Source organism: Nesterenkonia alba DSM 19423 (assembly GCF_000421745.1).
Lineage (GTDB): Bacteria > Actinomycetota > Actinomycetes > Actinomycetales > Micrococcaceae > Nesterenkonia > Nesterenkonia alba.
Genome location: NZ_ATXP01000008.1, coordinates 72100 through 84480 on the forward strand (window position 1 = coordinate 72100; position 12381 = coordinate 84480).

Annotated in this window: 11 protein-coding genes and 1 riboswitch; of the genes, 7 read left to right on the plus strand and 4 right to left on the minus strand. The window is 65.2% G+C overall.

The window, feature by feature from the left end; all coding sequences use genetic code 11:
• Positions 1 to 2 precede the first annotated feature (2 nt).
• Positions 3 to 992 carry a sulfate/molybdate ABC transporter ATP-binding protein gene (locus tag H578_RS0107495; RefSeq protein WP_022873077.1) on the plus strand — a complete coding sequence of 330 codons (990 nt, stop codon included), beginning with the start codon at positions 3 to 5 and terminating at the stop codon, positions 990 to 992.
• A gap of 108 nt (positions 993 to 1100) precedes the next feature.
• Here the strand turns inward: H578_RS0107495 and H578_RS0107500 are convergent, their stop codons facing one another.
• Both H578_RS0107500 and xylA read right to left on the minus strand, forming a co-directional pair.
• Positions 1101 to 2543: a xylulokinase gene (locus H578_RS0107500; protein WP_022873078.1), complete on the minus strand. Its 1443-nt coding sequence runs from the start codon at positions 2541 to 2543 to the stop codon at positions 1101 to 1103.
• A 20-nt stretch (positions 2544 to 2563) separates the two neighbouring features.
• On the minus strand, positions 2564 to 3742 hold the full coding sequence (gene xylA, locus H578_RS0107505) for a xylose isomerase (protein WP_022873079.1): 1179 nt from the start codon (positions 3740 to 3742) through the stop codon (positions 2564 to 2566).
• 108 nt (positions 3743 to 3850) lie between these two features.
• Here xylA and H578_RS14035 point away from each other — a divergent pair, with 108 nt between their 5' ends.
• Positions 3851 to 5263: an ROK family transcriptional regulator gene (locus H578_RS14035; protein WP_022873080.1), complete on the plus strand. Its 1413-nt coding sequence runs from the start codon at positions 3851 to 3853 to the stop codon at positions 5261 to 5263.
• A gap of 225 nt (positions 5264 to 5488) precedes the next feature.
• Here the strand turns inward: H578_RS14035 and H578_RS14040 are convergent, their stop codons facing one another.
• Positions 5489 to 6385, minus strand: a complete 897-nt coding sequence (locus H578_RS14040; protein ID WP_022873081.1) for an aldose epimerase family protein — start codon at positions 6383 to 6385, stop codon at positions 5489 to 5491.
• 144 nt (positions 6386 to 6529) lie between these two features.
• Here H578_RS14040 and H578_RS0107520 point away from each other — a divergent pair, with 144 nt between their 5' ends.
• Positions 6530 to 7318, plus strand: a complete 789-nt coding sequence (locus tag H578_RS0107520; RefSeq protein WP_028464056.1) for an HAD family hydrolase — start codon at positions 6530 to 6532, stop codon at positions 7316 to 7318.
• Here H578_RS0107520 and H578_RS0107525 read toward each other — a convergent pair.
• On the minus strand, positions 7294 to 8166 hold the full coding sequence (locus tag H578_RS0107525) for an EamA family transporter (protein ID WP_051130828.1): 873 nt from the start codon (positions 8164 to 8166) through the stop codon (positions 7294 to 7296). The genes H578_RS0107520 and H578_RS0107525 overlap by 25 nt on opposite strands.
• Positions 8167 to 8317: 151 nt before the next feature.
• Positions 8318 to 8411: riboswitch (SAM riboswitch) on the plus strand.
• 103 nt (positions 8412 to 8514) lie between these two features.
• On the opposite strand from H578_RS0107525, the gene H578_RS14045 reads away from it, so the two are divergent.
• The 4 genes from H578_RS14045 to H578_RS14050 all read left to right on the plus strand — a co-directional run bounded on the left by H578_RS14045 (position 8515) and on the right by H578_RS14050 (position 12363).
• Positions 8515 to 8709, plus strand: a complete 195-nt coding sequence (locus tag H578_RS14045; RefSeq protein ID WP_022873085.1) for a hypothetical protein — start codon at positions 8515 to 8517, stop codon at positions 8707 to 8709.
• The gene (locus tag H578_RS0107540) at positions 8709 to 9941 is read left to right on the plus strand and encodes a YeiH family protein (RefSeq protein WP_022873086.1); all 1233 of its coding nucleotides are present in this window, start codon (positions 8709 to 8711) and stop codon (positions 9939 to 9941) included. Before H578_RS14045 ends, H578_RS0107540 begins: the two co-directional genes overlap by 1 nt.
• A 315-nt stretch (positions 9942 to 10256) precedes the next feature.
• Complete coding sequence (locus tag H578_RS0107545) at positions 10257 to 11636, plus strand: cytochrome P450 (protein ID WP_022873087.1); 1380 nt, start codon at positions 10257 to 10259, stop codon at positions 11634 to 11636.
• Between the two features lie 10 nt (positions 11637 to 11646).
• Positions 11647 to 12363, plus strand: coding sequence for a GNAT family N-acetyltransferase (locus H578_RS14050; protein ID WP_022873088.1), 717 nt, complete (start codon positions 11647 to 11649; stop codon positions 12361 to 12363).
• The last annotated feature ends 18 nt before the right edge of the window (positions 12364 to 12381 follow it).

The window sequence follows — 12381 nt, forward strand, 5'->3', positions numbered from 1 at the left end:
TGTTGGGTATCGAGATCTCCGGGCTGAGTAAACACTATGGCGACTTCGCCGCACTCGAGGACATCACCCTCTCGGTGCCCTCCGGGGGGCTGACCGCCCTGCTGGGCCCTTCCGGTTCGGGTAAGACCACGCTCCTGCGCATCCTGGGTGGTCAGGAAACGCCCGACGCCGGAACAGTGCACATCGATGGCCGCGACGTCACCCGGGTGCCCGCTCAGCAACGCAATATCGGGTTCGTCTTTCAGCACTACGCGGCGTTTAAACACATGTCGGTGGCGAAGAACGTCGCCTTCGGACTGGAGATCCGCAAACTTCCCAAGGAACGGATCCGTCAGCGGGTCGAGGAACTGCTACAGCTGGTCCAACTCGCCCAGCACGGCCACCGGATGCCTTCGCAGCTCTCCGGCGGGCAACGGCAACGCATGGCGCTGGCCCGGGCGCTGGCGATCGACCCCTCAGTCTTGCTGCTCGATGAGCCCTTTGGTGCTCTCGATGCCAAAGTACGCAAAGAACTGCGGGACTGGCTGCGACGGTTGCACGACGACGTCCACGTCACCAGCGTCTTCGTCACCCATGACCAAGAGGAAGCCCTTGAGGTCGCCGACACGATCGTGGTGGTCAATGAGGGACGGATTGAGCAGGTTGGCACCCCCGATGAGATCTACGACCATCCGGCGACCGACTTCGTCTTCCACTTCATTGGGGAGGCCACCCGGCTCGGAGAGGTGTTACTGCGACCCCACGATGTGCTCATCACCGCCGAGGGTGAACAGCATCCTGTCAGTACCGCCCGCGCCGGCACGATCAGCCGGTGGAACCGGGTGGGATTCGAAATCCGGTTGGAGGTGACCCTCGACGAGGCTGTCCAGCAGGGGCCGGTCCATGTGCAGCTGACTCGTACCGAAGCTCAGGGCCTGGGAATCGGGCCCGGGGACCGCGTACAGGTGGCCCCGCACCCCAGCGCTGAACTTCGCCCCGCCGGAAGCCATTGAGATCCTCAAGCTGGTCAGCACCTGGTGTCGTTGAGCACCTGGTGTCGTTGAGCCCTCGATGGTGGTGAGCCTGCGCACCGTTGAGTTCTCGGGCCAGAGACGGGGAGGTCAGCTGCGTTCGGCGAAGAGGTGACGGCGCTCGGCGTAGCGTTCGCGGACAAACCGGGTGGGCTCAGCGGTGAAGCGTTGCACCTCGGAGACAGTCCACTGCGGGGGGTTCTGCGCACCGGAGAGCACCCATGCGGCTTGCCTGGCCGCGCCGTCGGCGACGTACTCACCGGGAGCCGGTACCAGGATCTCGCGTTCGAAGACCGCCGGGGCGATCCGCTGGACCGCCTCAGAGCGGGCTGCTCCGCCAATGAGCTGGATGGAGTTCACCGGCACCCCGAGGCTCGTCATGGCTTCCAATCCGTCGGCCAGGCCACAGAGCAGACCCTCCACGGCGGCACGGGCCACATCAGCGGGGTTCATCGACTCCAGAGTCAGCCCAATGAAAGAACCCGTAGCGCGTGGCAGATTGGGGGTCCGCTCTCCGGCGAGGTAGGGCACTAGGCTCAGCCCGTGGGCACCGGGTTCGGCCGAAAGCGCTAACTGTGCCAGCTGGCTGTGATTCACTCCCAGCATGTCAGCGGTGGCATCGAGTACTCGGGAGCCATTGAGCGTGACAGCTAGAGGCAGGTACTCCCCGGTGGCCGAGGCGAAACCAGCGATCAGCCCGCTGGCGTCCTGAATGGGAGTGGGGGAGACAGCGGCGACGACGCCGGAGGTCCCGATAGAGATCGACACGTCCCCGGTGGACATCCCGATACCCAGAGAAGCGGCCGCATTATCGCCGGCCCCCGGGCCCAAGGTGATGTGCCCCCACCCTCGGGAGCTATCCCCGGTGCCGGCAGACTCGTTGGGCTCCAGCACCCGGGGCAACACGATGCTCCGGGCGCGGTCTTCACTGATCCGCAGCGCCTGGGCGAGCAGATCGTACCGGTACTCGCCGAGGGCGGGGTCGTAGTACCCGGTGCCGGAGACCTCGGAGCGGTCGGTGGTCAGATCCTCCACCGACGTCGACCCGGAGAGGTTCCACGTCAGCCAGTCGTGGGGGAGGGCAACGGCGGCAACCCGCTCGGCATGAGCCGGTTCGGCATCGGCTAGCCACCGCAGTTTGGTCACCGTCAAAGAGGCCACCGGAACCGAGCCGGTCATCCGCACCCAGGCGGCGGCACCGGGACCCGGCCCCCCGTGCTCACTGATGAGCGCCTCGGCAGCAGCGGCAGAGCGGGTGTCATTCCACAGCAGAGCGTCCCGGATGAGCTGCCCTTCGGCGTCGAGGGCGACCATGCCGTGTTGCTGTCCGCCGATGGAGACGGCTTCGACGTCGTCGAACCCGCCGGCCTCATCAACCGCACTGAGCAGGGCGTCCCACCAGGCCTGTGGATCAACCTCCGTGCCGTCGGGGTGCTTGGCGGCCCCGGAACGGACCAGAGCACCCGTTTCCGCCTCACGGATGACGACTTTGCAGGACTGTGTGGAGGAATCAATACCGGCGACAAGGGCCATAGGAAGTCTCCTCGTGCTTATCAGCCGACCAGGTGGCGTAGCGCCAACTGGTTCAGTTTGACGAACCCGTAGTTGCGCTCGGCGGCCTTGTCGGCGTCGAATTCCTCGTAAGCAGAAGCATCGGAGAGGAAGTCGCTTAACGATTCGCCCTCAGCCAGGGTCGCCTCGGCGAGTTCGAAGATGCCCGAGGTCTTAAACGCCTCCTGCACCTCCGGGTCGGCGCGGTAGGCCTTGGCCTTCTCAGCGAGGAGGGTGACCATCTCCATATTGGCCGCGGCCGAGTCCCAGATGCCGTCGAGGTAATCGGTACGGGAGGGCTTGTAGTCGAAGTGCAGCCAGCCGTCGTAGCGGGGCCCGCCATTGGGGAAGCCGTTGACCAGCAGGTCCACGGTGAAGAAGGCGGAGATCAGGTCACCGTGGCCGAAGACCAGGTCCTGGTCGTACTTGATGGAGCGCTGACCGTTGAGGTCGATGTGGAACAGCTTGCCGGCCCACAGCGCCTGGGCGATGCCGTGGGTGAAGTTCAGCCCCGCCATCTGCTCGTGTCCGGTCTCCGGATTCAGCCCGACGATGTCGCCGTTGTCCAGCTGGGCGATCAGCCCCAGTGCGTGACCAATAGTGGGCAGGAAGATATCACCGCGGGGCTCATTGGGCTTGGGCTCCAACGCGATGCGCAGGTCGTAGCCCTTCTCCTTGATGTAGGCGGCGATGGTGTCTACACCCTCGGCGTAGCGCTGATGCGCGGCATTGAGGTCCTTGGCGTTGTCATACTCCGAGCCCTCGCGGCCGCCCCACATCACAAAGGTCTCGGCGCCGAACTCGGCGGCGCGGTCCACATTGCGCAGCAGCTTCCGGAGGCCGAAGCGGCGCACGGAGCGGTCATTGGAGGTCAGGCCGCCATCCTTGAAGACCGGGTGAGCGAAGGTGTTGGTGGTAATCATCTCCACCTTCAGACCCACCTGGTCGGCCACCTCTTTAAACCGGGTGAAGTACTTCTCCCGTTCGGTGTCATCAGTACCGAAAGGGGCGACGTCGTCGTCGTGGAAGGTCACACCGGAGGCGCCGGCCTCTTTGAGCTTGGGCAGGTAGTCCCACGGTTCGAGTGCAGGACGGGAGGCCTCACCGAACTGGTCCCGGGCGGTCCAGCCCACGGTCCACAGGCCGAAGGAGAATTTGTAATCGGTGGGGTTCGCTGCCATGGGTTCCTCCTGGGTTATGCCTCCGCGGCGGGGCGGGCCAGATTGTGATGCGGCCCTCATTTTGTTTCTAGATGAAACCTAATTGCTGGTAGGGATAAGATCAAGTCCGTGACGCACACCACTTTAGACTTCTATGGCGCTGACGGGAGACCGACCGGGCCCAGCCAACTAGCGCGCCTGGGCCGACGGTCGGTCACCAGTAGTCTCATTCCGCACCACGGCAACGGGGAGAGCAAGCACGATTTCGCCCGGCCGCAGCGTCGCGATCGCCCCCCGCGTCACGAAGCCCAGCGTCCCGGCGCCCGGCAGGAGTCCCTGCGAGAGGCGAACTTGCTGCTGCTGACCGAGGAGATCTTCGCCTCAGCCGAACCACTCTCCCGGGCGGATTTGTCCATCCGGACGGGGATGACCCGCTCGACCGTCTCCCGCCTGGTTGACGATCTGCTGGCGGCCGGCATCATCCGGGAAGGCTCGCCGATGGTCGGTGGAGCCCGCGGCCGGCCCGCCGTGCCGCTGAGTCCGGCTCGGCGGACCCTGGTCGGGCTGGGACTGGAGGTCAATGTGGACTTCATGGCCGCCAGGGCCCTGGATCTCACCGGGGAGGTGCTCGCCGAGCGGATCGTCGATGGAGATTACCGGGACTCCGCGCCCGAGCTGGTTCTCGCCGAGGCGGTACGACTGGCCGGAGAGGTCACCGCCGAGGTGACCGGGGCAGGGGCCCGATTGGTCGGAACAGTGCTCGCGCTACCGGGGCTCATCGCCGCCGATGCCCGCACAGTACTCTTCGCGCCGAATCTGCGGTGGCGAGGGGTCGACGTCGTCGGCATTTTGCGTGCCTGCGCCGACCGTGCCGATTCCTTCGGTGGGTTCATCACCGTGGTCAATGAAGCCAAGTTGGCGGCTCTGGCTGTGGCCCAGGAACTGACCAGCGCCGACGGGCGGGAACAGACCTTCCTCTACATTTCCGCCCAAATGGGGATCGGTTCGGCGGTGGTCGTCGACGGTGTGGTCGAGACCGGAGCCCACGGTTGGGCTGGTGAGTTGGGTCACATCTCCGTGGAGCCTTCTGGGCCGGAATGCCGTTGCGGATCCTCCGGTTGCCTGGAGGTTTACGCGGGTAAACACAGCATCCTGCAGGCGGCCGGTCTGCAACCTGGGGCTGAAGGGTCCCGGCAGCTTTCCGAGCTCATCGCTCTAACCGAATGGGACAACCCGGCTGGCGGTCAGGCGGTCGAAGCGATCGAGCGGGCTGGGTGGGCCCTGGGGGTGGCGTTGTCGGTGGCGATGAACATCGTTGATGTGCACGACGTCGTCCTCGGGGGTGAATTCGCTCCGCTCACCGATCTGCTGCGGCCCCGTATCGAAGACCAACTGCAGCGGCGGGTGCTCTCAGCGGACTTTGCTCACTTCCGGGTGCGGGAATCGGCCACCGGGCTCGCTCCGGCGACCACCGGTGGGGCACTGCGGGCCCTGCGTGCGGTGGTGGACGCCCCCCAGGACTGGGTCCCTGCGGAGGCCTGACCGCTCATCTGAGCTGGCCGGCTACGCTGCTGGCCCTCGCCACGCGGGTCTGCCCCGGCCGTCGTTCTGCCTTGACCTCCGCGGCTTTGCTGAAACTCAGCGGCATATATCCCGCTGAGTTTCGACAATCCCGCGGAGGTTAGAGAGGTTAGGAGGTTGGGGCACGGCACTGGGGCGTGGCCCGGGGTGCGGGAGGATCGAGAGGCGCGGCGCCGGGCCGGAACGTTACAGCCGGATGGCCTCGACGGAATAACCGACACGGAACCATTCTCCGGGGCTCAGGTGGACCAGGTCCTCCCCGGTGTTGAAGGCGTTCGGCGGGCAGGTGATCGGCTCCACCGCGACCCCGGCGCGGTCCAGTTTCTCCCCGGTGTAGACCTGAACCCAGGGGGTGTCGGCGATGAGCCGGACCATCAGTCCGCTGGGACCGTGCACCAATTCGGCGGTCCAACCGTTCTCCGGTAGATCGGTGTAGGCGTTGTCGATCGTCCGCCCGGCCAGCAGCGGACCGGAGGTGAAGTCGAAGTCCCCGGAGACAGTCTGCCGGTCAATGACCTTCCCATTGGGTTTGGTATGGGTGACGGTGGTGGCCGGCAGCCGCAGTCGGCACTCCTTCAGCGGGGCTCCGGCTGCGGTGAAGTAAGGATGGAAACCGGCGCCGAAAGGAGCGGTGCCGGCGTCGTCCTCTGATTCAGGGGTGTAACGCGCCATCAACGTGGTGCTCAGTCCCAGGTCTGCCGCAACCCGGTAGATGACCACGATCTCCACCGGAAACGGGTAGCCCTCGGTCGGTTCGATCTTTCCGGCCAGGTGCACCTCCGCCTGGCGCTGGAACTGAACCCGTAGCTCGGTGTTGTACAGCAGACCGTGCAGCGCGGCTCCGGTTTCCTCTTCATTGGCGGTGAGGTGGTACTCGGTGCCCTCATAGGTGTACTTGGCCTTGGCGACCCGGATGGGCCACGGTGCCATAATGACTCCGGGGAAGGCTCCATCGCCCCGCTCAGCAGGCACCACGATGTCCTCACCCTGGGAGGTCAGCCGCAGCAGCTGCCCGCCCCGGGTGCTGACCTCCGCGGAGTATCCCCCGGAGGTGATGGTCACTGTGCTCGCCGTGGTCGGCATCGTGTAGCTCCTCACTGTTCGTCTGGCAGATACATTAGTCGTATGAACAGCCCGATCGAGACATCGCCTCGCTCCCGGCAGCCGGATTTCTCCAGGCCGGCGGCCGGTGAAGGGGGAAGTTTCGCCTACCAGCAGGGCAAGAAGATGCTCTGCCTCGACGTCGACGGCACGATCGTCAACCATGACGGCTACATGAGCGAAGCGGTCCAATCCGCAGCCCGCGCCGTGGTCGCTGACGGTCACACGGTGGTCATCGCCACCGGGCGCTCCTTGCCCGCCACACTCCCGGTCATCGAGACCTTCGGCATCACCCACGGGTACGCGGTCTGCTCCAACGGTGGGGTCACCCTGCGGATTGATACGTCCACTGAGGACGGCTACGAGGTCATCCAGCGGCGGGTCTTCGATCCCTCCGAGGCACTCGAGGCCCTCAGTGAGCGGATGCCCACCGCCCGGTTCGCCATCGAGACCGCCGCCGGGCACTTCCTGGCCACGGAGCGGTTCGAAGATCAGTCCTTCGGGCTGGCTGCCGAACCGGTGAGTTTCAAGGAGCTCAAACAGGCCGAGGCTGTCCGGTTGGTGATGAACTCCGAGGACGCCACCGCCCAGGACTTCGCCCGGGCAGTCGAAGATATCGGACTCCATGGGGTGACCTATGCGGTGGGTTGGTCGGCCTGGCTCGATGTTGCCGCCGCTGGGGTGACCAAAGCCTCCTCACTGGAGGCGCTGCGGAAGGAGCTGAACGTACCGATGGAGGCGACTGTCGCCGTCGGGGACGGACGTAATGACATCGAAATGCTGCAGTGGGCCCACCGGGGGGTCGCGATGGGCCAAGCGGTCGAAGAAGTCAAAGCTGCCGCCGATGAGATCACTGCAACGGTGGCCGACGACGGGCTGGTCGACATCCTCTATTCGGTCTTGGAATCTGGCTGAGGCGTGCTGGGTCGGGCCAGGGTCACCGCATTGGCCGCCACCACCAACCCGATGCCCACCCAGGCGATGACCGGCAGATCCTCGCCGAGAAACACAGTGCCCAGTAGCGCTCCGAAGAGCGGATGTAAGGACATGCCGAGCCCAAAGACGGTCGCGCTGATCCGCCGCAACACGATCAGATCCAGGGAGTAGGGCACCGCCGTGGAGAGGATGCCGGCCACCACGGCAAAGGCGTAGGCCTGCCACGGGGGTTGGTGGGCGATCACCACAGTGATAAGCACCGGCAGTAGAGCCGCTGAGGAGAGCACGGTCGCCACTGCGGTGCCCTGGACTCCGGGGACGCGTTGGCCGACTACACGGTTGGTGAGGATGTACCCAGCCCAGCAGATCGCCCCAATGACCGCGATCCCGAGGCCCAGGAGATCACTGGAGGGGGTGGGGCGGGTCAGCAGCCCGACGCCGGCTAGCGCCAGGACCGCGCAGAACGCATCAGTCCGCCGCCGGGAACTGAGGATGGCCACCGCCAGCGGACCGAGGAACTCAATGGTCACTGCGGTGCCCAGCCCGACCCGGTCAATGGCGATGTAGAGGGCACTGTTCATCCCGGCGAAGAAGAACCCCAGTAGCAGGATGGGCCACCACTGACGGGCCGTGTACCGCCAGGGCTTCGGGCGGGTCAGCGGCAGCAGCACCATGGCGGCCACAATCTGGCGTACCGCGACGACGCCGACCGGGGTGAGCGTGCTGAATCCTAGTGACCCGATGGAGGCGCCGGCTTGGGTGCTGAACCCGCTGGTGGCGATCATGGCGAAGCCACGCAACTGGGCGCCGTCGAGCTTTCTCCTCATACCAGCAGTGTGCTCCGCTGGCTCAGGCTTTCCCAATCGCAGTCCATATGGTGAGGCGGCGGGCGCGGGGCTGAGACCGCACCGGATGAACATATTACGCGCTGTGACGACATCTATGTTCATACTCCACGGTCCTTCGTACAGTGGAAGTGTCCCATCCAGAGCGGCTGAGAGATCTGGCTCGACGACGCCGCAGCAACCCGGAGTGAACAAACTGCCGGGTGCTCCTGCCAGACCGATGGAAGGAACCGCCATGACCGATCACCGCACCACCATTCACTCCCTGCTCCTACAGGCAGAGTCCCTGGCCGCCGTGGCCCTGCTGACCCGGCCGAAGGAAGGAACCGCATGAGCACGCCGAACAGCTCCGCCTCCTCGGCGGAGACCTACGACATCCCCGAACGTGATGTCCCGCCCGAAGAACAGCCCACCTCCCACGGGAAGTTCAGCTTCTCTGAGGACTGGCTGGCCACAGTGGCCGGACTGAGCATCCTGGTACTCGCCCTGCTGGGGCTGGTCCCGGACATCGGGGAGTGGTTCTGATGAGCCAGACTGAGCAGACTGAAACCCAGAACACTGGTGAGGAAACTCCCCAGACCGACGACGCCGTCGTCGCACCACAGAATGAGGCCACCCCGGCGACAACCGCCATCGGCGTGGTGCTCATCGTCGGGCTGGCCACGCTGGTCTTCTGGCTGACCAGCAACATTCCCTCCTGGGCCGAAGGCACCTTCTTAGAGGCCGTGGCCCGGCCCATCGAGTTCCCGGTCTACGCGATCATCATCGGGTTCACCTTCAACGCCCTGCTGCACGCCCTGGGGGTGCACGGAAAACTGGCTGCCGCCTTCCGCACCGAGCTCTACATCAAGACCGGGCTGGTGCTGCTGGGTGCCACGGTGAACATCAACGTCATCATCGCCGCTGCATTGCCCTCTATTCTGCAGGCGCTGATCCTCATCACCACGGTGTTCCTGTTCACCTGGTGGTTCGCCGGGCTCTTCGGCTTGGAGAAGCAACTGCGAGCGCTCCTGGCCTCCGCCCTGAGTATCTGCGGTGTCTCCGCCGCAGTCGCTGCCGCCGGGGCCGTACAGGCCCGTAAGGAGCAACTGGCATATGTGGCCGGGCTCGTGATCGTCTTTGCGGTGCCAATGATCTTCCTGCTGCCCTGGCTGGTCGATGTCTTCAACCTGGACCCGGCGGTGGCCGGTGCGTGGATCGGTGGCAATATCGACACCACCGCCGCGGTGACCGCAGCCGGGACAATCGCTGGACCGGAGGTGCTGGAGTACGCCACGATCGTCAAGCTGACCCAGAACGCTCTGATCGGGATCGTGGCCATTGCGCTCTCGCTGTACTTCACCCTCAAGATCGCGCCGCAGGAGCAGGCTGCCGCTTCTGCTGCCGCCGGGGGTTCCGGTGAAGTGCAGAAGGTGGCACGTCCCGGTGCCGCTGAGGTGTGGCGCCGGTTCCCCAAGTTCGTTCTCGGGTTCCTGGTGGCCTCGGTGCTGGTCTCCACGCTGCTGTACTTCTGGCCGGAAGGTACGGCCATCGGCGACCAGGTCAGCAGCGGGGTGTCTGCGGCCTCCAGCCTGCAGACCCTGTTCTTCACCCTGGCGTTTGTCTCCATTGGTCTGGAATTCAAAGCCGGGGCCCTCAAAGAAGCCGGGTGGAAGCCGATCCTGGTGTTCTTCGCCGGCACGGTGATGAACCTGATCGTCGGACTGGCGGTCGCACTGCTGCTCTTCGGGGTGGTGTTCGCCGGCTGGCTGAGCTGAGGGAAGAACTCGCCGGCGCGGTGTGAGCTGCACCCGTACCGGTATGTAGACAGCAGATCCCCCGCGGGGCAGGGGTGCCCGTGGGGGATCTGCCTGTTCAGATTCGGTAATCGGCCAGGATCCGTCCAGGTCAGCGTGTTGTTCTGGGCATCACACAGCCGCTGGGTGCCACACCGCAGGGGACTCTTCCGCACAGGCGGGACCCCACGCGGTGCGGCACCACAAGTGCATCAGAAGCACCGTGAAGAACAGAAGCACCGACACTACGTAACCCGACCGCGTGAGTACACAGCCCAGATAAGGAATGTTGCACCCATGAGCACCCCGTACACAGGCCCGCTGTCGTTGACCTTGACGCAGACTCCCACCTCGGTGCAGAACCCGTTGCCCAAGGCCACCGCATGGGAGACCGCCCAGATCCTGCGCGATGTCGAACTCCCCATGGTCACCAAAGGCCCCATCATTCGCCGCCCCAAAGTGGTCGGGGCGGTCGAACGGCTGGGGTTGGAAGGCCGGGCAGTACGCCGGATGCAACAGATCAGTGAGAAATACGCCACCGGTCCACTGATGCTCAATCTGCCGGGGAAGAACATGGCCACGGTCCTGCACCCCGAGCACGTCCACCGCATCCTCGAAGAAACCCCGGAACCCTTCGCCACCGCGGAGACGCTGAAATCCCATGCGTTGAAGCACTTCGAACCGAAGGTCGCGCTCATCTCCCACGGCACCGAGCGCAGCCAGCGCCGCCGCCTCAACGAGGAAGCCCTCGATAACAACCACCCCATCCACCACATGGCCGAGCACTTCATGCCTGTGGTGGCAGAGGAGGCCGAGTCCCTCCTCGACGTCGTCGACGCTCGCTCCGGGGTGCTGACCTACCCGGACTACCTCGATGCGTGGTTCCGGGTGGTGCGGCGGGTGGTTCTCGGTGATTCCTACCGCGACCACACCGAACTCACCGAGTTGACGGAGAAGCTGCGTTCCGACGGGAACTGGGCCTTCCTCAAACCGGTCGATACCTCCGGACGAGCCCAACTGCTGGCGCAGATCAACCGGGCACTTCAGAAGGCCGAGCCCGGCAGTATCGCCGCCTATATGAAAGACATCCCCACAGGGGAGGACGCCGCCCCGGTCAACCAGGTTCCACAGTGGCTCTTCGCCTTTGACCCGGCGGGTATGGCCAGCATCCGGGGACTGGCGCTTCTGGCCGCCCACCCGGACCGGGTGGCTGCGGCCCGGCTGCAGATCACCGAGGAGAGCGGGGAGAAAGCCCCCATGCTGCAGATCCTCCGCGGCACGGTTCTGGAGTCCCTGCGGCTGTGGGCGACCACCCCGATGATCCTGCGGGAGACCACCATGGAGGTCGAGTTCGAACACGGGGTGATGCCCGCCGGCACCACCGTGTTGATTTTCGCCCCGTTCTTCCACCGCGATGACCGGCACCTGGACTTCGCCCACCGCTTCGCCCCGGAGATCTGGGAGAAGCCCCGCACCCGTGAAGAATGGCCGTTGCTGCCGTTCTCCGCCGGCACGGGGATCTGCCCCGGCCGTCACCTGGTGCTGCTGCTGACCAGCAACTTCTTGGCCCGCATCATCGGTCAGCGGGATATCGAGTTGACCAGCCACCACCTGGAGCCGAATCACCTGCCCAGCCTGCTGAACAACTACCGGTTGCAATTCCAGCTGAGTCGGTAGGCTGGCCGGCATGAGCGCGTTCCAGCTGCAGGCAGACAATCCCCATCACACCTTGGAAGAGGTCTGGCCACCCTTCGGGCTGCGGATCGAGTCCCCCCGGCTGATCCTGCGGCAGATCCGCGAAACCGACTTCCCCCAGTACCTGGCGGCGGCCTCTTCGGGTATCCGCAATACCGACCGCAGCCCGTTCATCTCCCCCTGGGATGAGAACTCCCCGGAGGAGATGGCCCGCAACTCCCTGGTGTGGGTATGGTCGCGCCGCGGGTCGATCGGCCCGGATATCTGGTACCTGATGTTGGGGTTGTTCGAAAAGCACGACGACGGCACCGAGGGTCCCCTCATCGGGGTTCAGGATGTCAACGCGGAGAATTGGCGTGTGCTCCGCACCGTGCAATCGGGCTCCTGGATGCGCCGCGACCGCCAGGGCCAGGGGCTGGGCAAGGAGGCACGGGCGGCGATGCTCATGTGGGCCTTTGACCACTTCGGAGCCGAGTACGCCGAATCCGGGGCTTATGAGTGGAACACCGCCTCTCTGAAGGTCTCAGAGTCCCTGGGCTACTTCCAGTGCGGTACCCACCGCCGGGCAGATGCCTACGGCACAAGCGCGGAGTGGGAATACCACTTGCGACTGCCCAAAAAGGACTTCCTGCGTCCCTCCTGGGCAGTGCAGGTTCAGGGTAATGAACGCCTCATGGCGTTCTTCAAACTCACCGACGACGCCGGCTGAGCAGGTGAGCAGGCGCCG

Bases quoted from the DNA above. Each gene is read 5' to 3' on its own strand.
- H578_RS0107500 (WP_022873078.1), bottom strand. From the start codon at position 2,543: ATGGCCCTTGTCGCCGGTATTGATTCCTCCACACAGTCCTGCAAAGTC.
- xylA (WP_022873079.1), bottom strand. From the start codon at position 3,742: ATGGCAGCGAACCCCACCGATTACAAATTCTCCTTCGGCCTGTGGACC.
- H578_RS14040 (WP_022873081.1), bottom strand. From the start codon at position 6,385: ATGCCGACCACGGCGAGCACAGTGACCATCACCTCCGGGGGATACTCC.
- H578_RS0107520 (WP_028464056.1), top strand. From the start codon at position 6,530: ATGCTCTGCCTCGACGTCGACGGCACGATCGTCAACCATGACGGCTAC.
- H578_RS0107525 (WP_051130828.1), bottom strand. From the start codon at position 8,166: ATGAGGAGAAAGCTCGACGGCGCCCAGTTGCGTGGCTTCGCCATGATC.
- H578_RS14045 (WP_022873085.1), top strand. From the start codon at position 8,515: ATGAGCACGCCGAACAGCTCCGCCTCCTCGGCGGAGACCTACGACATC.
- H578_RS0107540 (WP_022873086.1), top strand. From the start codon at position 8,709: ATGAGCCAGACTGAGCAGACTGAAACCCAGAACACTGGTGAGGAAACT.
- H578_RS0107545 (WP_022873087.1), top strand. From the start codon at position 10,257: ATGAGCACCCCGTACACAGGCCCGCTGTCGTTGACCTTGACGCAGACT.
- H578_RS14050 (WP_022873088.1), top strand. From the start codon at position 11,647: ATGAGCGCGTTCCAGCTGCAGGCAGACAATCCCCATCACACCTTGGAA.